Origin of the sequence: Micromonospora sp. WMMD1274, assembly GCF_049179035.1 — a bacterium.
GTDB classification, from domain to species: domain Bacteria; phylum Actinomycetota; class Actinomycetes; order Mycobacteriales; family Micromonosporaceae; genus Micromonospora; species Micromonospora tulbaghiae.
In genome coordinates, this window is record NZ_JBMHMG010000001.1 from 5,232,655 (window position 1) to 5,254,055 (window position 21,401).

16 protein-coding genes are annotated in these 21,401 nt (G+C 71.6%); 7 read left to right on the forward strand and 9 right to left on the reverse strand.

Going from position 1 to position 21,401, the window contains the following annotated elements:
* The first annotated feature begins 410 nt into the window (after positions 1-410).
* Both ACN27D_RS24885 and ACN27D_RS24890 read left to right on the forward strand, forming a co-directional pair.
* Positions 411-590, forward strand: a complete 180-nt coding sequence (locus ACN27D_RS24885; RefSeq protein ID WP_421500108.1) for a hypothetical protein — start codon at positions 411-413, stop codon at positions 588-590.
* Positions 587-895 carry a hypothetical protein gene (locus tag ACN27D_RS24890; protein ID WP_421500109.1) on the forward strand — a complete coding sequence of 103 codons (309 nt, stop codon included), beginning with the start codon at positions 587-589 and terminating at the stop codon, positions 893-895. Before ACN27D_RS24885 ends, ACN27D_RS24890 begins: the two co-directional genes overlap by 4 nt.
* 111 nt (positions 896-1,006) lie before the next feature.
* On the opposite strand, the gene ACN27D_RS24895 is transcribed toward ACN27D_RS24890, so the two are convergent.
* Entirely contained in the window at positions 1,007-1,576 is a 570-nt protein-coding gene (locus ACN27D_RS24895; RefSeq protein WP_421500110.1) for a TetR/AcrR family transcriptional regulator, read from the reverse strand.
* A 93-nt stretch (positions 1,577-1,669) separates the two neighbouring features.
* On the opposite strand from ACN27D_RS24895, the gene ACN27D_RS24900 reads away from it, so the two are divergent.
* Complete coding sequence (locus ACN27D_RS24900) at positions 1,670-2,599, forward strand: NmrA family NAD(P)-binding protein (RefSeq protein ID WP_421500111.1); 930 nt, start codon at positions 1,670-1,672, stop codon at positions 2,597-2,599.
* A 117-nt stretch (positions 2,600-2,716) separates the two neighbouring features.
* On the opposite strand, the gene ACN27D_RS24905 is transcribed toward ACN27D_RS24900, so the two are convergent.
* The 4 genes from ACN27D_RS24905 to ACN27D_RS24920 form a co-directional block, all read right to left on the reverse strand.
* Entirely contained in the window at positions 2,717-4,456 is a 1,740-nt protein-coding gene (locus ACN27D_RS24905; RefSeq protein ID WP_421500112.1) for a PQQ-dependent sugar dehydrogenase, read from the reverse strand.
* Between the two features lie 28 nt (positions 4,457-4,484).
* Positions 4,485-5,552, reverse strand: coding sequence for an SMP-30/gluconolactonase/LRE family protein (locus ACN27D_RS24910; protein WP_421500113.1), 1,068 nt, complete (start codon positions 5,550-5,552; stop codon positions 4,485-4,487).
* Between the two features lie 332 nt (positions 5,553-5,884).
* Positions 5,885-6,526: an NAD(P)H:quinone oxidoreductase gene (gene wrbA / locus ACN27D_RS24915; RefSeq protein WP_358175777.1), complete on the reverse strand. Its 642-nt coding sequence runs from the start codon at positions 6,524-6,526 to the stop codon at positions 5,885-5,887.
* A 48-nt stretch (positions 6,527-6,574) separates the two neighbouring features.
* The gene (locus ACN27D_RS24920) at positions 6,575-9,850 is read right to left on the reverse strand and encodes a BTAD domain-containing putative transcriptional regulator (protein WP_421500114.1); all 3,276 of its coding nucleotides are present in this window, start codon (positions 9,848-9,850) and stop codon (positions 6,575-6,577) included.
* Between the two features lie 225 nt (positions 9,851-10,075).
* On the opposite strand from ACN27D_RS24920, the gene ACN27D_RS24925 reads away from it, so the two are divergent.
* Positions 10,076-11,239 (forward strand): MFS transporter, encoded by a 1,164-nt coding sequence (locus ACN27D_RS24925; protein ID WP_421500115.1) that lies wholly within the window; start codon positions 10,076-10,078, stop codon positions 11,237-11,239.
* Positions 11,240-11,346: 107 nt separating this feature from the next.
* A complete protein-coding gene (locus ACN27D_RS24930; protein ID WP_421500116.1) occupies positions 11,347-12,009 on the forward strand; it encodes a hypothetical protein in 663 nt (220 codons plus the stop codon).
* 29 nt (positions 12,010-12,038) lie between these two features.
* Here the strand turns inward: ACN27D_RS24930 and ACN27D_RS24935 are convergent, their stop codons facing one another.
* Positions 12,039-13,127 (reverse strand): epoxide hydrolase family protein, encoded by a 1,089-nt coding sequence (locus tag ACN27D_RS24935; RefSeq protein ID WP_421500117.1) that lies wholly within the window; start codon positions 13,125-13,127, stop codon positions 12,039-12,041.
* 248 nt (positions 13,128-13,375) lie between these two features.
* Between ACN27D_RS24935 and ygiD the strand changes: the two genes are divergently transcribed.
* Both ygiD and ACN27D_RS24945 read left to right on the forward strand, forming a co-directional pair.
* On the forward strand, positions 13,376-14,221 hold the full coding sequence (gene ygiD, locus ACN27D_RS24940; RefSeq protein WP_421500118.1) for a 4,5-DOPA dioxygenase extradiol: 846 nt from the start codon (positions 13,376-13,378) through the stop codon (positions 14,219-14,221).
* 27 nt (positions 14,222-14,248) lie between these two features.
* Positions 14,249-15,004 (forward strand): ABC transporter permease, encoded by a 756-nt coding sequence (locus tag ACN27D_RS24945; protein WP_421500119.1) that lies wholly within the window; start codon positions 14,249-14,251, stop codon positions 15,002-15,004.
* Between the two features lie 113 nt (positions 15,005-15,117).
* On the opposite strand, the gene ACN27D_RS24950 is transcribed toward ACN27D_RS24945, so the two are convergent.
* The 3 genes from ACN27D_RS24950 to ACN27D_RS24960 are packed head-to-tail and all read right to left on the reverse strand — an operon-like array spanning position 15,118 to position 21,217.
* Positions 15,118-17,946: a hypothetical protein gene (locus ACN27D_RS24950; RefSeq protein ID WP_421500120.1), complete on the reverse strand. Its 2,829-nt coding sequence runs from the start codon at positions 17,944-17,946 to the stop codon at positions 15,118-15,120.
* Between the two features lie 32 nt (positions 17,947-17,978).
* Entirely contained in the window at positions 17,979-19,550 is a 1,572-nt protein-coding gene (locus ACN27D_RS24955; protein ID WP_421500121.1) for a hypothetical protein, read from the reverse strand.
* Complete coding sequence (locus ACN27D_RS24960; RefSeq protein WP_421500122.1) at positions 19,547-21,217, reverse strand: hypothetical protein; 1,671 nt, start codon at positions 21,215-21,217, stop codon at positions 19,547-19,549. Before ACN27D_RS24960 ends, ACN27D_RS24955 begins: the two co-directional genes overlap by 4 nt.
* Between the last annotated feature and the right edge of the window lie 184 nt (positions 21,218-21,401).

The window sequence follows — 21,401 nt, forward strand, 5'->3', positions numbered from 1 at the left end:
TCAGCAGGTGCCTCTTCGTGCTCTCATCATGGAGGGCCAGAAGATGACGGTGCCTATCGGGCTCCTGGGGCGGCTCGTGGGCCGGTACCTCCCGTCGATCCGACGGCGTACGGCGTCGGGCAGCGCATCCAGTCGATGGAGCAGGACATCGCCCGGCGGCGGTTGCTGGACCAGGCGCGCGGCGGGCAACAGGCCCCGGTGTGCGCCGGGGACACATCGATGTCGCGAGAGCGGCGCGTCTCGTATGACGAATACCTTTCTGCGACCGCGCTGACTCTTGCTCGCAGACACCGGCCGGTGTGGTCGTGGCGGCTCTGGCGGCGCATCTGCCGCTGTGGGTCCGACCTGCCCTGCCGCGTCCGGCATCGGATACCGATCAATCGGGGCCATTGGCCGTCGGAGGGTGAGCAGTGACCGGTGAGCAGGAACAGGCGATCGTCGCGGTTCATGTACGAGGACTCGACGGCATGTGTGTCGGCTGCGGACTGTGGTGGGCGCGGCTGACTCCGTACCCCTGTTGGCAGGTGGAATGGGCGACGAGCCGGCAGGCGCGGGCGGTCACCGCGCGGTTCCTGGAGGGTGCGCGGTGACCACCCACGGCCCGGTCATGCCGGTCTGGAGCTGCGGTGGCTGCGACCTGCCCTGGCCCTGCCCCACGCGCAAGCGGGAGCTGCGCGCGGAGTTCATGGATGCGCCGGTGTCGCTGGCTCTCTACCTTGGTGCCTACCTCGTCCAGGCCACCGAGGACATGCCCTGGACTCCGGCGGGCGTGCTGCACCGCCGCTTCCTCGGCTGGACCAGGAAAACCGGCCACCTCGTGCCGGTAGCGGAGCAGCGAGGTGCAGCAACCGTGCCGGCCGAATCCGGTCGAGACGAGTCCCGCCAGGAGTGGTAGGTGTAGGCGAGGAGTCGAGCAGGCACGTGAGCCGTAGCTCGGACCGCTACCGGTTCCGGCGAAGCCCGCCGGAGCTACTGCTTGCGATCAGGCCCTGGCCCGGGGGCGTGGTCAGGCCCTGGTTTCGGAAGTGGGTTCCTGCGGTGCCACCGTGAACCCCGTCATGGCCAGCGAGAGCAGGCGGGTCGCGGTGGTGCCGGGGTCGGGGTCGTTCTCGGTTGCCAGGGCGATGCCGGTGACCAGCGTCGACAGGTCGGCGAAGGTGATGTCGGGCGCCAGCACTCCGGCCTGGGCGGCCCGGCGTACCAGTGGCTCACCCGCCTCGGCCAGTTGGTCGGACGCGCAGTAGACGCTTTCGGTGCGGCCGCGGTTCAGCGCCTCGGCCAGGCCCCGGATCGTCGCGGCAGCCCGCGTGATCTCGATCAGGAACTCGACGAGCGCGGCCCGGGGGTCCGGTTCGCCCGCCAGTTCGCCGGCGCGGGCGCAGAGGGCGTCGATGCGCTCCCGGAAGACGGCTTCGAGCAGGGCGTGCCGGGTCGGGAAGTGGCGGCGGACCGTGCCGGAGCCCACCCCGGCGGTCCGGGCGATCTGTTCCAGCGACGCGTCGGCCCCGTGCTCGGCCACCGCCTCTGCTGCCACCGCGAGCAGAAGTTCGTAGTTGCGGCGGGCGTCTGCTCGCATGTCTCACCTCGGCGTTGCTAAGCGGCGGGGTCCGCCGTATGTTAGCAAGCATAAACGGCGGCCCCCGCCGTTTCTTGGTCAAGGAGTGTGTCCATGTCAGATCGAGCACCAGTCCTGGTCACCGGCGCCACCGGCCGGCAGGGCGGGGCGACCGTCCGCGCCCTGCTCGCCGCCGGCGTACCGGTGCGCGCCCTGGTCCGTGACCCTGCGGCCACCAAGGCCGCCGCGGTCGCCGCCCTCGGCGCCGAGCTGGTCACCGGCGATCTCCGCGACCCCGCATCGCTGGTCCCGGCGGCCCGGGGCGCCCGCGCCGTCTTCTCCGTGCAGATGCCGGAGCTGCGCGGCGACACCTGGGACTTCGAGAGCGAACTCGCCCAGGGCGTCAACCTGATCGAGGCCGCGCTGGCCGCGGAGGTCCCACAGTTCGTGCACGCCTCGGTCTCCGGCGCCGGGCAGCACGAGGACGCCCCCGGCTGGACCGACGGACGCTGGGCCGCGATGGAGCGCGTCTTCCTGCCCAAGGCCGGCATGCAGGAACGCGTCCGGGCCGCCGGCTTCGACCGGTGGACGCTGATCAAGCCGGGCTTCTTCATGGAGAACTTCCTGCCCGACCTGGCCTACCTGCTGCCGCGGGGCATCGCGGGCGGGCTCGCGACGGTCCTCCGGCCGCAGACCCACCTGTCGCTGATCGCCGTCGACGACATCGGCCGAGCGGCCGCGGCGGCCGTCGCCGACCCCGACCGCTTCCACCGCGTCGAACTCGAACTGGCCGGCGACCACCTGCCGATGACGGAAATCGCGAAGATCATCGGTGAGTCGCTCGGCATCGACGGGACCGCTCCCGACATGACCGAGGCGGAAGCGCTCGCCGCCGGCATGCCGCCGTGGGCCACCACCTCCCACGAGTTCCTGAACGTCGCCGGGCAGCCGGCCCGGCCGGAGTTCGCGCACGCCCTCGGCATCCCCCTGACTCCGTTCGCCGAGTGGGCCGACCGCCACCTGCGCCCCCTCCGTCAGGGCTGACGCCAAGGCGCTACCGCTGGGCCGGTCTGCTGCAGTGCCAGCCCGGACCGCTCGGAGGGTGCCCGCGCGACGCGGGCACCCTCCGAAGGCCGGCGGTGCCGGATTCCCGGCTCGCCCTCAGCTCGTGGGGCCGGACGCCGCCCCGCCGAGGGTCACCTTGAGGATCTTCTCGTTGCTGTTGTTCGGGGTGCTGTCCTTGTCCCCGCCGGTGCTCGTGGTCAGCCACAGGTTGCCGTCGAGGGTCGGTTCGACGGTGCGCAGCCGGAAGTACGTCCCGACGAAGTACTGCTGGACGTTGGTGAGCGTGTTGCCGCTGATCTCCGCACGGTACATCCGGTTGCCGCGCAGGCAGGCGATGTAGAGCACGTCCCGGACGATCGCGATGCCGCTGCACGAGGCCTCGGCCACCGGGTACGTCCGGATCGGGGCCCTGAAGTTCGGGTTGGCGCAGTCGCCGGAGGTGCCCTCGCAGGCGGGCCAGCCGTAGTTGCCGCCCTTGACGATGATGTTGGTCTCGTCCATGACGTTGTTGCCGAACTCCTGCTCGAAGAGCCGGCCCTGGGAGTCGAAGGCGAGTCCCTGCGGGTTGCGGTGGCCGTAGCTCCACACGTAGTTGCCGAAGGGGTTGTCCGCCGGCACGGTGCCGTCGGGGTTGAGCCGCAGCACCTTGCCGCCCAGGTTGCCGGTGTCCTGGGCCACGTCCGGATCCTGTCCATCGCCGGTGGCGGCGTAGAGCTTGCCGTCGGGGCCGAAACGCAGCCGGCCGCCGTTGTGGTACTTGTTGCGCGGGATTCCCGTGACGAGCACCTGCCTGGTGTCGGTCTGCAGCGTGCCGTCGTAGCGGATGCGCACGATCCGGTTGTCGGTCGTGGTGGTGTGGTAGATGTACAGCCAGCGGTCGGTGGTGAAGGTGGCCGAGACGGCCAGCCCGAGCACGCCGCCCTCGCCGCTGGTGCCGGCCACGTTCGGCACGGTGCCGATGCTGCGCTTGTCGGTGCCGTCCGGGTTCATGGCGACGATGTCGAACAGGTCGCGCCGGCCGTAGAGGACCGTGCCGTCGGGCAGTTGTACCAGGCCCCAGGGCAGGTCCCTCTCGGTGGTGACCGCCGTGGCGCCGCAGATCGGGCTCGTGCAGCCCGAGCCGGTGTGCGCGGTGACCGCGGCGCTCGCCCCCGAGACGTTGCCCTGGGCGTCCCGGGCGGTCACGGTGTACCGGTAGTCGGTGTCGGGCGTCAGCCCGGTGTCGGTGAACGTGGTCGCCGGCGGGTTGCCGGCGGTGCCGGTGGTGGAGCCGACCGCCGTACCGTTGCGCAGGATGGTGTAGCCGGTGACCGCGACGTTGTCGGTGGAGGCCGACCAGGTGAGGGTCACGTCCGTGCCGTTCACAGTCGCGGCCAGGTTGGTCGGCGTGCTGGGCGGAGACGTGTCCTGCTGGCAGAACGGCGGGGTGACCGAGAGCGTGGAGCTGGCCTGCGAGACGTTGCCGGCGGCGTCGCGGGCGTTGACGTACCAGCCCCAGGTGACACCCTGCACGACGCTGAGCGTTGCGGTCCGCGTCCGGCCCGGGACCGAGGTGATGAGCTGGCCGTCGTGGTAGATGTCGTAGAAGGCGACGCCGACGTTGTCCCAGGAGGCGTACCAGGCGAGCGTGACGGACTGGCAGGTCAGCCGGGTGCTGCGCAGGCCGGTCGGCCGGGTGGGCGGGCTGGTGTCCGCGGCGAGCCGGGCCGTCGGCCGGCTCCCGGTCGCCGGCGCGGCCGTCGCGGCGTTGGCGGGTACGCCGGTCAGGATGGTGCCGGCGCAGATCAGCAGGGCGAGCGGTACGCGGTGTCGGAACTGGCGAGGATTGGTCCGCACGGATGCTTTCCTTCCCGGGTTTTCTTGGTCAGTACGGGTAGCCGGGGACGTTGAGCCGCACGCTGTACAGGCCCGAGTCGTTCGTCCGGCCGGAGGTGATGTAGAGGGTCTGCCGGTCGGGTCCGCCGAACGCCACGTTGGTGGTGCCGGTGCCGCCGGAGCGGATCGTGCCGAGCTGCGCGCCGGCGGGCGAGTAGACGTGGATCAGCCCGTCCGAGCCGGAGGCCCAGTACACGTTGCCGGCGCAGTCGACGGTGACCCCGTCGGGACCGCCGATGTAGTTCACGAAGACGCTGCGGGCGCCGGTGCTGCCGTCGGGCTGGACGACGTACTTGTAGATCTTGTTCTCGGAGTAGGCGCCCACGTAGAGCGTGCTGCCGTCCGGGGAGAGCGCGATGCCGTTGGGTTGCCGCAGCCGGTCGTCCACCAGCGACACCTGGCCGCCGGAGACGCGGAAGACACTGGTACGTCCGCTCATCTGGTCGGGTCGGCTGCCGCGCTGGAAGCTGGGGTCGGTGAAGTAGACGACGCCGTCGGACCGGACCGTGACGTCGTTGGGTGAGTTGAACGCCCGGCCCTGGTAGTCGGCGGCGACGGTGCTGCGGGCCTGGTCGCTCAGCCGGTAAGCGGAGACGTTCCGCTGGTCGTGGGTGGCGGCGATGACCTGCTGGGCGTCGGGGCTGAGCGCCAGGCCGTTGCTGCCGGCGTCGGCGACGAAGGTGTCGAAGGTCGCGGGCGGGGTGAACCGGCGGATCGTGGAGGGCTGCACGTTGCCCGGCCCGGCGCCCGCGGCCATGTCGGAGATCAGCAGGTAGCCGCCGTCGGCGATCCAGACCGGTCCTTCGAGGAACGAGAACCCGCTCCGGATCTTCGTCGCGGACACCGAACCGGCCGGGAGGGGCGGACCGTACGCGGCGCCCTCCGGACAGACCCCGGGTGGAGCGCCGGGTGGGCCGGTGAACGGGTAGGTGTGAACGTTCACATCAGAGGCGTCCCGAGGTGCCGGGGGTGCGGGTGCGGCACCGACGGGGCCTGGTGCGGTGGTGAGCACCAGGCACAGGCCGGTGAGTGCGGCCATGGTTGGACGCCAGGTCATCGGGTACTCCCATCGGAGTCGGTGAATGCTTGGCTGGGTCGGTCCCGGCTCTTGCCATCACCTACTATTGATCAGTATCGATGTATATGGGACGCAGCTTAGGCGAGGAAGCGGCGCCCCGCATCAGTTGTCCACGATCACCTTCGGCGCATGCCCCGAAAGGCACCCGATGACCTGGCCGGTTGAGCGCTGACACTCCGTACACCTTCGTGGTGACCGCCCGCGACGCGGCGGGCGACGGGTCGGCGGCCCCACCCGGGTCCTTGACTTCCGCATCCGCACCGCTTCCACGCCGATGGATTCCGCCGGCATCGGCGAAGACCGCCGGGCTCCTACCCGAGCCTGCTGTCCGTGCGGGCGGCGGCGAGAGCGGCTGCGATCCGGGTCAGGCGTGCGCCCTGGAAGCAGGCCGTCTCGAGGACAGCTCTGGCGTACTCGGGATCCCGGCCGGCGCGGCTCTCCACCTGGCTGACGCCGTACGGGTTTCCGCCGGCGGCGTGAGCGGTGTCGTAGTTCAGGTAGCCCGTGGGCAGGATGATCGACCCCCAGTGGTGGAAGGTCTGGTAGAGGCTGAGCAGGGTCGCCTCCTGGCCGCCGTGTTCCTCGTAGGTGGCGGTGAAGCCGGTCGCCGGCTTGTCGGCCAGTTCCTCCGCCTGCCACGGGGCGGTCGTGGTGTCGAGAAACTGGCGCAACTGGGAGCAGATGTTCCCGAAACGGGTCGGCGTGCCGAAGGCGTACCCGTTGGCCCACCGGAGGTCGTCCAGGGTGGCGACCGGGATGTCGGCAGTGGCGTCGAGGTGGGCGCGCCACTGCGGCTTGGCATCGATGACGTGCTCCGGCGCCAACTCTGCCACCCGGCGCAGGCGGACCTCAGCGCCGGCGTCCGCGGCGCCGTCGACAAATGCCTGCGCGAGCCGGTGCACGGTACCGGTGGCGGAGTAGTAGATGACGGCGATCCTGGCATCGGTCTGCATGGTGCCTCCTGGGTCGGCTCGGTTCTCGGTCAACCGTGCCGAGCAGGCTTACCGTTCGCTGACCATCTCCTTGCCGACGCCGCTGAAAGGCTGTCCGTCCAGGTCGAGCTGTGCGCCGCGGCTCATCTCGGCAGTGAGTTCGTCGCTGCCGAGCGCCTCCCGGAGGCGGACCGTGATGCGCTGGACGTCATGTTGTTCCCCGGGAGGCAGCGGCGCTCCGGCGGCGTCGCGCAGCGTCCGCGCCGCGGCGAGCAGCCGCGCGGCGGGGCGACTGTCACCGCCGAGGCTGATGGCACCGGCCAGGCCCTCGAGAGCCAGGGCGACCGCCCGTTGATCCCCGGTGGCGCGCGCCGCGTCGAGCGACTCACGGTGGCGGCGCTCGGCGAGGACAGCATCACCGCGGTGCTCCGCGATGAACCCCAGCTCGGCCAGCGCGAGCGCGCAGCCCGGCAGGAAGCCGGCGCGGCGGTTCCAGTCGAGCAGGTCCCGCTGCTGCGTCTCGGCGGCGTCGAGGTCGCCCCGCCGTCGCGCGATCATTGCCAGGCCCGTGCCGGCGAAGGCGACGGCGGAAGGGCTCGACTGTTCCCGGGCCACCTGCAGCGCGCGGTCGTGACTGACGGCGGCCTCGTCGAGGTCGCCTCTCAAGATGGCCAGCCGTCCGATGCATGCCAGCTGCCGGGACACCGACGTCCACAGCCGCAGGTGTTCGGCGATGCGCAGCGCCTCCCGGTAGCGGGTGGCGGCGCGATCGTAGTCGCCGTGGATCTCGGCCAGGGTTCCCAACAGGCTCGTCGGATGCACCTGTCCCCAGCGGTCGCCCAGCTGCTCGAACAGCGCCCGGCTGGTCTCGCAGTCACGCTGCGCCGCGGGCAGGTCGCTGCGGAGTACGAGCGCGAGGTCCGCTCGGATGGCGCAGGCGGCAGCGATGCCCCACCGGTCCCCGCCGGCGCGGAACGCCGCCAGCGCCGCGTCGACCAGGACGGCGGCCTCGCCCGGATCCCCGGAGCCGAGCATCATGGAGGCGAACAACCACTGCGCGAACGCCTTCTCCGGCCCCTCGGTGTCCTGGTAGCTCTCCAGGATCCGCCGCCGGGGAGCGGTCGGATCGCCGTCCCGGGTGGCGAGAGCGGCCAGCCACATCTCCGCATGGCGCCGCAGGCCGTCCGGCGCGACGTCGTCCTCGCTCCTCGGGACGATGTCCAACGCCGTCCGCAGTGACCGGCTCACCTCTCCGAATCGACCCCGGAGCAGGCGGTACCAGGACAACGAGGTCGCGAGCGCCAAGCCCACGCGAGCCTGACCGTCGGTGGCGGCGACGTCGAGTGCCGCCCGGAGGTTGGCGCTCTCGGCGTCGAGCTCACGTAGCGCACGACTCTGATCGTGACCACGTAGCCGTCCGGCGGCCTGCTCGGCGAGACGGGCGAAACACGTGGCGTAACGGCGACGAGTCGCAGGCAGTTCGGCGGCGCTGTCGAGCTGTTCCAGACCGTAGGCAGCCACCGTCTCCGGCAGCCGAAAGCGTCGCGGAGTCTCGCCGTGCCGCACCATGACCAGCGATCGGTCGATCAGGCGTGCCAGCACGTCGAGGACCTCGTCCGATGCCACCTGCCCGCCCCCGCACACCTGCTCGGCGGCGGCCAGGGTGGCGCCGTCGGCGAAGACCGCGAGCCGGCGCAGCACCGCGCGTTCGGGAGGTGACAGCAACTCCCAACTCCAGTCGATCACGGCGCGAAGCCCCTGCTGACGCGGGGGCGCGGTGCGCCGGCCGGACGACAGCAGCCGGAAGCGATCGTCGAGCCGTGCCGCCAGCTCGCCCGGGTCGAGAACGGCCAGACGGGACGCGGCCAGTTCCAGCGCCAGCGGTACGCCGTCGAGACGCCGGCAGATGACGGCGACCGCGTCCGTGTTCCGCTGATCGACGGTGAACCCTGGCTCGGTGGCGCGGGCGCGGGCTACGAAGAGCCGAACCGCCGGAGCCTCGGCGATCTGCCGCGCGCCGGCTCCGGGCTCCGGCAGGGTCAGCGGCGGCACCGGAAAGACGGCTTCGCCGGGGATCCCGAGCGGCTCGCGGCTCGTCGCCAGGATGCGCAGGTCGGCCACGGCGCCGAGAAGCTTCTCGGTCAGTCGAGCGACCGGCGCCACCACGTGTTCGCAGTTGTCGAGCAGCAACAGTATCCGCCGACCCCGCAGCGCGGCGACCAACCGGTCCATCGGCTCGCGCGGTGGTCGATCACCGGGCAGGCCGGGCGGGCTGTCGTCCCGGATCTCGAGCGTCGCCGCCACCATGTCGACGATCTCGGTGCAGGTCGCGTGGTCGCCGCAGTACGGCTGGCCGGCCAGCTCGACGAGCCACACGCCAGCGGGGAACGTGTCACCCAGCGCACGAGCGGCCTCGATCGCCAACCTGCTCTTTCCCACCCCACCCAGACCGGTCAGGGTCACCAGCCGCTCGTTCGTCAGCCGCTCCCGCACCGCCTCGACGGCCGCGTCGCGCCCGATCAGCCCGCCGTACGGACCAGGCGACAGAGGCGCCGGAAGATTGGTCCGGGCCGGAGTCGACGCCGGCGCCGGCGGCTGGAGGGCGGGATCCTGGCGCAGGATCGCCCCGTGCAGCTCGACCAACTCCCTGCCGGGATCGATGCCGAGTTCGTCGCGCGCCTGCCGACGGAACTGCTCGTAGGCGAACAGCGCCTCATGCTGGCGTCCCGAGCCGTACAGGGCGCGCAGGTGCGCGGCCCGTAGTCGCTCACGCCACGGGTGGCGTGCGACCAGGTCGGTCAGTTCCCCGACGAGCAGGTGGTGCTCACCGAGATCGAGCCGGGCCTCGGCCAGCTCCTCCAGCGCGGTCAGGCGCTGGTCGTTGAGCCGCTCGACCGCCTGGCGGACGAACCGCTCGTCGCTGAAGTCGGCGTACGGGGAACCGCGCCACAGCGACAGGGCCTCCGTCAGCGTCGCCGCCCGCACAGCCGGCTCCCGCTGCGCGCCCGAACGTACCAACAGAGCGGCGAAGCGACCGGCGTCGACCGATTCCGACGGCGTCCGCAGCCGGTAGCCGGCTTCACCGGACTCGACCAGCGCACGGCCACCCGCCTCGCCCGCCCCCAGTGCGCGGCGCAGCTGCGACACCTTGGTCTGGAGCGCCCCGAGCGCGTTGCCGGGTGCCTCGTCACCCCAGAGATCCTCGATCAGCCGGTCGGCGGTCACCGGGTGCCCCTCGTGAACCAGCAGGTCAGCCAGCAGACCACGCACTTTGAGGCCGGGCACGGCGACAGGTGTGCCGTCCGACGTCCACACCGCGACGTCGCCCAGCACTCCGAACCTCATCGCTTCACACTAGCCAGCCGGCTGTCCCGCCCCGCGAACGTCCGCCGACCGGCGGTCTGTTCACCGGGAAGCGGCGCGGGGTCACCGACGCGTACGTCAGCCGGCCGTCAGCCGGTGGTAAGGAGCCCCGGGCACGCTGAACCGAGCCGACACCGGAGGAACGACATGGATCAGCTACAGCGGCGCCGAGCCGCTTCCCGCCACAGGCCGCTCGCACCAGGGCGGGTGGCCACACCCTGGCTCGCCCTGCTGGCCGGTCCGCTGTCGTTCGGGATTGCCGCACCGGCACTGCTGCTCGACGACCTGGCGCGCGCAACGGGTAGCGGGGAACAGGCCGCGACCGCCGGTGTGACCGCCTTCGGCTGGGGGATCGCGTTGGGGACGCCGCTGCTGGCGGCGCTGCTCGCCCGTCGCGGCGTACGAGCGGTCCTGACCGCCGCGTCCGCGCTGGTGGCCGCAGGGACGCTCATCCTCGTGCTGATCCCGAGCGTGCCGGCGATGGTGGCCGGTGCGGCGGTGCAGGGACTGGGGTCCGCCGGCCTCACCGTGACCGCGATGAAACTGGCCGACTCGGCCCGGCAGATGGGCGTGGTCGCCGCGTCGCTGGCAGTCGTCGGGGCCACCGGTCCGCTGACCGGCGCACTGATCGCCGACCTATCCTCGTGGCAGGCGGCACTGGCGTTGCCGCTGCTGGCGGCGCTCGCCGTGCCCGCGGCTCGCCGCGGCACCACCTCACCGGACGCGGTGCCGGCGCCGTTCGATTTCTTCGGGATGACCATCCTGGCGATGCTGGTCACCGCAGCCGTCCTCATTCCGCACCGGCCGCTGGTGGCCGGCCCGGCCACCGTTGTACTGCTGCCTCTGCTGGCGTTCTGGACCAAGGTCCGTCCGGACGGCTTCCTGCCTGCTGCGGTGGCACGGAACGGCCGGTTCCTCGCGGCGTGCGCGCTGGCCTTCGCGCTGGGAGTGGGGAACTTCGCCCTGCTCTACGCCGCGCCGGACCTGCTGCGACAGCACGCGGGATGGGCAGGCACCATGAGCGGGATCGTGCTGCTGGCGCCCTACCTGATCGGCGGCGTCTGCTCCGGGTTCCTGGTCGCGGCATCGGTGCGAGTGTCACGCCGCGTCGCGGCCGCCACGTTGCTCGTCACCGGCGCCGCCGCGCTGCTGCTGGCGGCGGTCACCACCGCCGTACCGCTGCTGCTCGCGGCGATGACGCTCGGCTCCCTGGCCGCCGCGACCGGCCAAGGCGTACTCGCCCTGCACGCGGCCGGCGTCGTATCCGCCTCCCACCGGGCCGAAGCACTCGGCCTGTTCAACCTCGCCTACCTGCTCAGCGTCGCGATCGGGCCAGTGGTTGCCGTGACGCTCTCGCACCCAACCGCTTGAGGACCCCGACGCGCAGTTCAACGTCGGCCGCGTCGGCGTCGTGGCCTGCTTGGCGCACTGTTCGAGAGGATCTGGACCACTCCTGCCATGGCTGAAATGATCCGGACGTGAAGGCTGATGCCACAGGCCGACGCAGCCTCGACGAGGTACGCGAATACCAGGTGACGCGACTCAACCACGCCTTGCGCCGGCCGGGCATGTGGGGCGGCGAGACCGCCTTGCGACTGTTGATGGACGCGGTGGCCTTCGCCGACGGGCTCGACGAGGTCTGGCAGGCAGAGTGTGAGCAGCTCCGTGCGCGGGGAGCCGCCAATTCGCTCGGTGTGCGCGGAGCCTTCTCCGCGATCCTGCCCGGATACCGCGACGACGGAGCGGTGGCCTCGGTCTACGCCGACATCGCCTGGCGGCATGGCTGGCTCAAGGTTGACCGGACGCTCTCCGCCGATGACTTCCAGCGGCTACGTGACGAAGCCACCCGCTGGTGTGCCCAAGACCGCTACCTCGATGAGGCCCTGGTCGAACTCGGGGCACCCGCCGTGCTGTTCGGCGGTAGCAATCCCTGCTATCCCAAGACCCTGGCCTACGCCGCCGACCGCGCCACTGGGCTGATCTGCCTGCACTTCGCCGGCACGTGCGACTGGAACACCACACAGCCACAGCCGGAATCCCCGCCGGTGCTGCTGGCGGTCCGCCACGGCGACGGCGCCTTCGCGGACACCTTCACCCTCACACCGACAGGCTCCACCTACCGCTACGAAGCCGACCGTTGACCAGCCGTAAGCGAGGTTGAGTTCCTGGATCATCGCAGTGCGTTGAAGAAGGCGCGCAGGTCGGCAGCGAGCAGGTCGGGTTCTTCCTGGGCGAGGAAGTGGCCGCCGACGGTGGGCTCGCGCCAGTGGGTGAGGTTGGCGTAGGTGCGTTCGGCGAACGACCGGGGCAGGCCGGCGTCCTCCACGCTGACCGTGATGCCGGCGGGCACGGCGACCATCGGCAGATGTGGGGCCAGGTGGTCGTCACGGTAGGGCCGGAAGGACGTGCCGATGCAGTTGGTGACCCAGTACAGCATCACGGTGGTCAGCAGCTCGTCGAAGTCGAACCGGCGGGAGATGTCGCCGCCGCAGTCGCTCCAGCGCTGGTACTTCTCGACGATCCACGCGGCCAGGCCGGACGGCGAGTCGCTCAGGGCGGCCGCAAGGGTGTCGGGCCGTGTCTCCTGGAGGAATCCGTAGCCCCAGTCGTCTTGGGCCTTCGCGTCGAGCTTGGCGACGAACGCCTCCTCGGCCGGGCTGAGGTCGTCCCTGCGGTCCGCCGGCGGGAACTTGATGTGCTGCGAGAAGACCCCGGTCATCCGATCCGCGTGGCGGGCGCCGAGCCACGTCGTCACGCCGGACCCGATGTCGCCACCGTAGGCGCCGAAGCGGTCGTAGCCCAGACGGGTCATCAGCTCAGCCCACACGTCCGCGACAGCCGCCTCGGTCGTCGGGCCCTCGGCGAGTGGTCCGGAGAAGACGAAGCCGGGCAGGCTCGGTATGACGAGGTCGAAGTCTGCGAGCCGGGACACCAGGGGCAGCATCTCCGTGTACGTGCCGGGCCAGCCATGGGTCAGGATCAGCGCCGTGGCGTCGGGCGATGCCGAGCGGACATGAACGAAGTGGACCGGCGCGCCCCGGACCGTGGTGACGAACTGGGGGTACCGATTGAGGGCACGCTCGACCGCACGCCAGTCGAATCCGTCGAGCCAGTACCGCACCAGATCTGCCAGGTACCCAGGGTCGGTGCCGGCGGCCCACGGCTCTCCCGGGGCGGCCGGCGCGAACCTCGTCCGCGAAAGCCGAGCGCGCAGGTCGTCCAGGACGGCTTCGGGCACATCGATGCGGAAGGGCGTCACCCGATCATGCTCCCATCGCAATGAGTCACTGGGCAGCCGCCCGAACGGGCAGGCTGCCGAACGGCGATCGGCAGCCACGATCCGGCAGACTCGATCTCCGATCCGCCGGGGAGCGTGATTCCGGCCGGAACCGCTGCGTGGCGGCACTATCGTGACCCTCAGGTCCGGCAGGCCGCGCCGTGCGAACCGGTCCTCCAGGGAGGGAAGTTCACGTGCCTTCAGACGTACATCCGGGCTCGGAGGTCTTGATGCCCGCGGCGTTCCTGGGCCACGGCAACCCCATGAACGCCCTCGAGGTCAACCGGTACACCTCGGCGTGGAGAGCCTTCGGCGCCGCGGTGCCGCGTCCCCGCGCGATCCTGGTGGTCAGCGCCCACTGGTACATCAACGCCACGGCCGTCACCGCGATGCCCCGGCCGAGGACCATTCACGACTTCTACGGGTTCCCCCAGGAGCTGTTCGAGGTGCAGTACCCGGCGCCGGGGCTGCCCGAACTGGCTGAGGAGGTCAGTGACGTCGTCCATCCGACCTGGGTCGGGGCGGACGTCGACAGCTGGGGCATCGACCACGGCACCTGGTCGGTGCTGCTGCACGCCTTTCCGGACGCGACGATTCCCGTCGTCCAGCTCAGCATCAACGCCGACAAGCCGATGGACTATCACCTTCAACTCGGCGCCCGGCTCGCTCCACTGCGTCGGCGCGGCGTGCTGATCGTGGCGAGCGGCAACGTCGTGCACAACCTGCGCGGCATGGACTGGGCACTGGCCGACGACGGCTTCGACTGGGCGCGGCGCTTCGACGAGGACGCCAAGGCCCGGATGTTGACCGACCCGGGCGAGTACGCGACCCTCGACGCTCACGGGGACTTCCGCCGTGCGGTACCGACACCCGATCACTTCATCCCCGCGTTGTACCTCGCCGGTCTGGCCGCCACCATGGACACCCCCGACACCGAGGTCCTCGTCGACGGCTACGCCTACGGCTCGTTGTCCATGACGGCCTACACCCTGGGCATGTCCTGTCCACCGGCTGCCGGCCGCGGCGGATCCCCGCAGCCACCGCCCGGTCTGCCGCCGGACGGCTCCAACATCTGAGCAAGCGCCGGCTGGTCGAATGGTCCCATGGATCAAGGTGCAGTCGCGGTGGGTCCGGCGCTCGCCGCCGTACTCGTCGCTCTTGTGCTCGTCGCCGTGGCGACAGTGCGGGCCGGTCGGCTCGGCCACGCACGTGGCATCGCCACGGCGGCGCTGCGCGCGGTGGTGCAGTTGTGCGCCGTGGCGCTGCTCATCACTGCCGTCCTGCGGTCGTGGTGGGCCAGCGCCGGGTTCATCGCGCTGATGATCCTGGTCGCGGCGGCGACCTCCGCGCGCCGGGTCAGCTCGCTTCGCCTCGGCTGGCCGGTGCTGGCGCCGATCGCGGTCGGCGCGCTCCCGGCCTGCGCCCTCGTCGTGGCCTCCGGCACGGTGCCACTGACCGAGGTCGCTGTCGTTCCGATCGCCGGGATCCTCATCGGCGGGGCGATGACGGCTACGTCCCTGGCTGGCCGCCGCGCGTTGGACGAGCTTCGCGACCGCCATGGCGAGTACGAGGCGGCCCTGGCGCTGGGCCTCGTGCCGCGGGATGCGGCGCTGGAGATCTGCCGGCCCAGCGCGGGGCAGGCGCTGGTGCCCGCGCTGGACCAGACACGCACGGTCGGCCTGGTCACGCTCCCCGGTGCCTTCGTCGGCGTGCTGCTGGGCGGCGGCACACCCGTCCAGGCCGGGGCGGCCCAACTACTGGTCCTGGTCGCGCTCCTGGCCGTCGAGGCGATCGCCGTCGCGGTGACCGTCGAGCTGGTCGCAAACGGACTGCTTCGCCGACCGAGCCCGGCCGTCTAGGTCCCGCTTCGACGTCTGGCCGCCAGGCGGGAAAGAACCCGAAGGCGGGATGGAGCCGCTACGCGAGAGGTGGGAGCGGGACCCGACGGCCGACGCGGACCTCCTCACCGGGATCAACCGGTGACGGGCTCCGGGTCGGTGGCACCGCCGGCAGGCTCCGGCCCGCCGACCGGCGGGTTGAGGTCGGGGCCGGCCTGCAACTGGACGAGCGAGGTGGGTGTGACGACCTCCCACGGATCACCGACGGCCACCTCCTCACCCGGCCGGTCGAGAGCGTCGGCGATCAGCTCCTCGATCGGCGGGTACGGATTGCCGCCGTCCCGCCACGGCCGTGGCGACAGGGTGGGCACCTGGGAGGAGGCGAGATACCCGCCGACGGCGTACTCGTAGCCGGGGCGTACCGGCACGATGACCCGGGCCGCGCCGGCCTGCAGGAACGCCTGGTGCAACGCGTCGCTGCTGGTGCGGCTGCGTACGGTGACCCAGCGGTCCCGGCCCGCCCACTGGTAGGGGTAACACAGGTAGGTCAGGTTCTCCCACTCGAAGACCTCCTCGAAGAACTGGATGTGGTCGGCTTCGGCGGTGATCTGCATCCGGTCGATGCGGGGAGCCTCGTCGTCGGGAGTGTCCAGGGCCCCGTACAGGTCGAACTCCTGCCCGGTGAGCACGGTCTGGCAGGCCCGCTTGAGTTCCAGCATCTCCAGCTGCCGGAGGCCGGCCGCCGACCCGCTCGCCTGGTAGGCGGTGCGTGCCTGCCGGCGTGCCTGGTCGTTGTCGTAGGCGGAGCGCTGGGCCAGGTATCCGGCTCGGATCGTCTCCCAGGCCCGCAGCCGCCACGCCGCGAACGCGCCGTCGGTCCGGGTGCACCGCACCCGCACCACGACGGTGAGCCCGCCCCGCTGGTCGGTGCTGATGCCGATCGGGACCGGACCGGGGACCGGTGAGTCAAAGTCGATCTTCGCATTGCCGACGCTCTCGTTGAGGGTCACCCGGTGCTCTCCGACCGCGACCTGCGCGGCCTGCGGCGGGTTGCCGACGTCGGTGGGGTATTCGCCCTCGGACAGGCCCCACGTGGTCCAGACGTACGCCCTGCTCGCCTCGTAGCCGGCCGGTACCGCGACCTCGCCGGTGTAGGAGGCGTACCCCCATTCGGGCTGGGACTTGTCAGTGGAGTTCTTGGGATAGTCGAACGGCCGGGCGGCCGGGTCGACGAAGGTGGCGGTGGCGAAGACCTCCGGGTCCGGGGGCGGCTCGACGCCGAAGACGTCCCAGCGGGCGGCCTTGGCGGCCCAGTTGTCGTCGTCCAGGTCGTCGACGTCGAGGAACCAGGCGGGCGGTTTGGGGACGGCACCCGCGCTGGTGTCCTCGGACGTCCGGGTGCTCAGCCAGACCAGCGTGGCGGCGGGCTCGGGGACGACGAACTCCAGCATCAGCCGCTCGCCGTAGTTGTAGACCTGCGCCTGGTCGACCTTGTCCAGCCAGCGGTAGACGCCGCTGATGTTCGCGGCGCCGGCGGCGTTGTCGAAGGAGTGGGTGTTGGTCTCGGTGACCCGGACGCTGCTCGTGGTGGTGCGGCGTTGACCGGTCTCGGTACGCAGGAGCTGCGTGGCGCTCTCGGTGATCGTCTTGGCGTACGACACCGCGGAGCTGCTGCTCGTCTCGGTCGAGGTGGACTGGTCGGCGTTGATCTCGATTCCGGCCTGGACCGGCCCGAGGCCGCTGGACACGCTGACGCCCAGCGAGGTGGAGTTCTGCTGCGACGCCGCCGTCGCCAACGCCCGGTCCAGGCTGTTCTGCTCGGTGGACGCGAGGTCCTCGGTGGACGCGTCGATCGTCTTACTGATCGTGGTCACGGTTTCGCTGGTGCGGGTGTCGGCCACGTGGGACCGGCCGCGCGTCTCGCTGGCGAGCACGTTCTCGACGTACGAGATCTCGCCGGGCTGGTAGCGCAGCAGCGCGGTACGGATGACCATGAGGTCGCCCCGGCCGGCGATGCGGGTGTACGCGTCCAGCACCGGCACCTTCGGCTGCCCCGGATAGGGCAGCGGGTCGGCCGGGCCGGGGTGCGACGGGATCGGTTCGGCGTCGCCCGGGTCCAGTCTCGCGGTCGCCCGGCGCCGGGCGTCGTCCTGCTCGGCGGAGAACACCCGGGCGAGGCGGCTCAGCGTCGTGGTGTCCGGGACACCCAGGTCGGCCGCGGCCTGCGTGGTGGCCGCGATGGCCGGACCGAGATCGGGAAAGCCGCTGTTCCGCAGGTCCCGTACGGTGGCGTCGCTCAGGCCGATAGCGCCGGCCCGGGCGCGTAGCCGCCGCAGGGTCTGGCCGAGGTCGGCGAACCGGCCGGCCCGATCGGCGTCCGGGTCGGTCCGCGGGGGCGCCGGCGGGTCCGGAAGCAGCACGTCGCGTCCGCCGAGCAGGGCCCGGACCAGACACGCCGCGTCGGCGTCGGAGCGGGCGAGGCGCAGCAGCGTCATCCCGCGCAGCACGCGGACCAGCACGACGGCTGCCGGTGACCGGGGGATCCGCAGGAACCGGCCCAGCACCAGCACGTCCACCACCCAGCCGGTCAGTTCCGCCGCGGCCGTGGTGAGCTGTCCGGCGTCCAGGTCGTGCTCGGTGGCCCACCCGGCGACGCCGTCGCGCAGCCCACCGACGGTCAGCCGGGCGTCGACGGCCACCCGGAGCAACAGCCACAGCGTCTGCCTGCCGAGCTCGTCGAGGCGGTCGTCCCGCGCCGCCAGCCGCTTGGCCAGCAGTCGCCGCGCCCGGTCGTCGTCCCCCTCGGTGACGACCTCCCGGACCGGATCCGACCAGGCGTCCCGGAAGTCGACGACCGCGTCGATCAGTTTCGGGCCGGTGGTGCAGGCGTCGGGGGCGGCGTCGCCCTCCCGGCGCAACTGGACGAACCGCAGGCCCACGTGGGTGGTGACAGGGGTGGTCATGGTTCCCCTCCGGTCTCCCGACTCGCTTGTGGTCAGATCTTCGGCAGGTGCAGGGCCGCGGGCATGCCGTACGCGGCGAGGTGTGTGTTGAGCCGGTCCACGAGCTGGTTCCATTCGGCCCGCACGTGTGTGTTCTGGCCGGCCGTCGTCTTCACGGCCTTCTGCCACTCGTCCTCGTGCAGTGCGCCGACCAGTTCCGCGAGGGTGAACTGGTCGAACGCCACGATCGGTTCGTCGGCGCGCGGCGTGTCGGTGAGCGGGAACGCCCGCAGCGTCCCGCCGCCCGTCAGGGGGGAGTCGGCCGCACGGGCGGCGTCGTCGTACGCCGCCACGTCGCGGAGGGTGGGCACGGCCCGGTTGCCGTACCTGTCGACGCGCGTGACGCCGTCGAACATCCGACCGGCGTGCAGGTCGACCCGGGCGTGCTCCCAGGGGGAGAGGAGCTGGAGGTTGGCCGGTTCGGCGGCGCCGGTGAGCATCGACAGCCGGCTGGCCCAGACGGTCTCGTCCAGGTGGTTGCCCAGCCGATGCGCCCAGTCGTTCATGCGCTTGGTGAACCGCTGGACCAAGCCGTGCTCCCATTCGCGGGAGCGGGTCCGTACGTTCCAGGCGCCCGGCAGGCGGAGGGCCATCTCGAACAGCTCGTCCCGGGACCTCCGGTAGTACGGATCCCGGGCGTACCGTGTCTCGAGGTTCGTGGGGTCTCCGGTCCTGCCGGCGGTGTCGCTGCCGTGGTGGCTCCACAGCCGGTGCAGCGTGGCGTCGTCGGCCTCGATGAAGGCCTCGTCCTCCAGCCGGGCAGCCAACTCCCACCGCGCCTGCTCGGCGGTCCGGTCGTTGACCTTCTCCCGCACGAGCTTGAAGTGGTACACCGGCGAGTCGCCGGTCGTGATCATGTGGGCGATCTGCGGTTCGGACAGCAGCAGGTCGGGGTCGTAGTCCCAGGCGTGCAGCACGTCCTCGCTCTTCAGCCCCAACGTCCGGAACAGGGTGACACCGCGGGCGTCCAGCGGGATGTCGCGCCCCCACGCCCGCGATGCCATCACCATCCCGATGGTGCGGTTGCCGCGGGCGGTGACGAGCTTTCCGTAAGCCGGATAGTGCAGGTCCGGCCCGGTCGGCGCGTTCATCGGGATGACGTTGAGTTCCTCGGGCAACGCGACGTGGTGCCCGATCTGGTAGCGGTACCTGCTGTAGGCGATGCCGCCGTCGTACGGTGTCGGGCCGAACCGGAAGTCGTGGAACGCCTGGACGAGCGCCTGGCGGTACAGGTCGGGGTCGGTGGTGCGCAGCATGGTCGCGGCGGCGGGACCGAGCAGCGAGTCGACGATGCCGTGGAACAGCGAGTCGGCGGCGCCGCCGGCGAGGAACTCGCCGGTCGTCAGCCGTGGGTTGTCCCGCCGGGCCGCCTGGTAGAGATTCTGCAGGTACGCGGATTCCAGCGCGACACCGGAACGGTCGACGAGTTGCGCCGGATCGCGCAGGAACGCGGTCGGGACCGGCGTCACCGCCCTGGTCGCCGAGGTCTTCGCGGCCTGGGCGGTCAGCTTCTGCTGGGCCATCAGCAACCCCTGCTGCTGCACCAGTCCCACCGGCCGGGTCACGGCGACACCCGCGGCAGTTCGTCGATCAGGGTGGCGGCCAGGTCGGCGTCGACCGGGGCGGCTGCCGCCGCCGCCCGTGCCAGTCGGGGGAGCGGCACGTCACCACGGGTCAGCACCCGCCGGCCGGCGGCCAGCAGCGAACCACCGACCCGGTCCACCACGGGCGGCACCAGTACGCCCCCCAGCGTCAGCGCCGCCGTCAGGCCGCTCATCGGCTCCCCGTCGAGATCCCTGCCGGTCAACACGTACGCGGCGACCGAACCGAGATCACGTAGGTCGTACATGGCTTGGACGGTGGGAACGGGGACGAACTGGCCCACCGTCGCCACCACGTGGACGATCTCCGCCAGAGTGGCCGGCCGGGCCGGCAGATCCCGCACCGGCACCACTTCGTCGGTGATCTCCAGGGGTACGTCGTCGAAGTGGGTGGCCACCCGCTCCCGGTAGCGGACGATCCCCTTGACGGTGCTCACCCCGGCGGCGCCGACCGAGTCGTCGAGGAACACCCGCACCCCGGTGGTGCGGATCACGGTCAGCTGCCACACCGGTCCGTCGGGCGTCGTGGTGGCCGGGCCGCCGACCGGCTCGCCGTCGGAGTCCAGCAGATCCAGCCGGTAGGCGAAGCGGTCCTCGGCGCCGGCCGGGTCGACCCGGATGTGGATCGGCAGCGGCGCGCTGTCGGGTATCCCGCCCAGCCAGTCGATGTAGGTGTCGTACACGTCCTTGGCCAGCGTGAACGCGATGTCGTCGAGGACCGAGGCGGCGGCGACGAACCAGTCGGGCTGCCAGGACCAGGGCTGACCGCGAGGCGGGCGGCCCTGGTCGGGGCGGATCAGCACCAGGTCGAGTCCGTCCGCCCGGACCTGCTGGACGGCCGTCGGCAGCAGCTCGCCGCCGACCCCCTCGACCGCCGCGTCCAGCGCGACGGTCCCGGCCACCAGGTCGGGCTCGGTGAGCGGGGCCGCCCGCAGCGGACCGCCGAGCGGTGGCAGCGTGTCCGGGTGCCGGTGGCGCTGGATCTCGAAGGCCAGGCTCTGGTCGCAGCGGGTGGGTCCGTCCCCGGGCAGGTACGCGGCTCGCAGCGCCCGCAGCCCGTCCGCGCCGAGCAGTGGCCGCGCCGAGAACGACACGCCCGGCGCCATGGCCAGCAGCAGCCGCATCGCGCTCCAGTGCACCAGCGGGGTGGCCTTCGGGTCCGCCTCCTCGATCTCGAAGGCGCGCGCGGGCGTGAACGCGTATCCCATCGGCAGCGGCGCGTACGAGATCGTCTCTCCGCCGACCACGACGCTCCGTTCGGCACCGGCGATCCGGTGCTCGACCCTCAGGTCGAAGACCAGCGGCTGGGCGGCGTCGACGTCGGTCACCATGACGGCGGACGCCTCCGGCCGCCGGTCCGCGTGCGCCGCGGTGGCGGCCTCGTAGCACCAGCCGGGCAGATAGCTCACGGTCAGCGAATCGGCGCCGTCGAAGCGGACGTGCAGGACGTTGCTCATCGCGTCGAGGCACACGAACACCGGATCTGCCGGTGCACCGCCGTACAGCTCCAGCCAGCGGCCCTCGCCCTCGACCGCGGTGTCGAGGGTCAGCCAGACGTCCTCCAGCACGGCGCGCAGTGGCCGGGCCGCCTCGTCGGCAGCCTCCAGAAGGGTCGGTGGACCCGGGGCCATGGTTGGCAGCGTATCCACGGCGTGTCACGCTGCAGTCACCTGTCGGTCACTCGCGCGCGGGAAAGCGGACAGCGCGGAATCGGACAGGCCGCTCGACCCGCGTCGGCGCGGCGACACCGCAGGAGACCAAGGAACCGGGGCCAATGGCCGTCGGAGGGTGAGCGGTGACCGGCGGGCGGGAACA

Excerpts from the sequence above, each read along its gene's own strand:
- ACN27D_RS24920 (WP_421500114.1), bottom strand. The coding sequence starts at position 9,850 with ATGAGGTTCGGAGTGCTGGGCGACGTCGCGGTGTGGACGTCGGACGGC.
- ygiD (WP_421500118.1), top strand. The coding sequence starts at position 13,376 with ATGCCCGCGGCGTTCCTGGGCCACGGCAACCCCATGAACGCCCTCGAG.
- ACN27D_RS24945 (WP_421500119.1), top strand. The coding sequence starts at position 14,249 with ATGGATCAAGGTGCAGTCGCGGTGGGTCCGGCGCTCGCCGCCGTACTC.
- wrbA (WP_358175777.1), bottom strand. The coding sequence starts at position 6,526 with ATGCAGACCGATGCCAGGATCGCCGTCATCTACTACTCCGCCACCGGT.
- ACN27D_RS24895 (WP_421500110.1), bottom strand. The coding sequence starts at position 1,576 with ATGCGAGCAGACGCCCGCCGCAACTACGAACTTCTGCTCGCGGTGGCA.
- ACN27D_RS24960 (WP_421500122.1), bottom strand. The coding sequence starts at position 21,217 with ATGGCCCCGGGTCCACCGACCCTTCTGGAGGCTGCCGACGAGGCGGCC.
- ACN27D_RS24950 (WP_421500120.1), bottom strand. The coding sequence starts at position 17,946 with ATGACCACCCCTGTCACCACCCACGTGGGCCTGCGGTTCGTCCAGTTG.
- ACN27D_RS24910 (WP_421500113.1), bottom strand. The coding sequence starts at position 5,552 with ATGACCTGGCGTCCAACCATGGCCGCACTCACCGGCCTGTGCCTGGTG.
- ACN27D_RS24900 (WP_421500111.1), top strand. The coding sequence starts at position 1,670 with ATGTCAGATCGAGCACCAGTCCTGGTCACCGGCGCCACCGGCCGGCAG.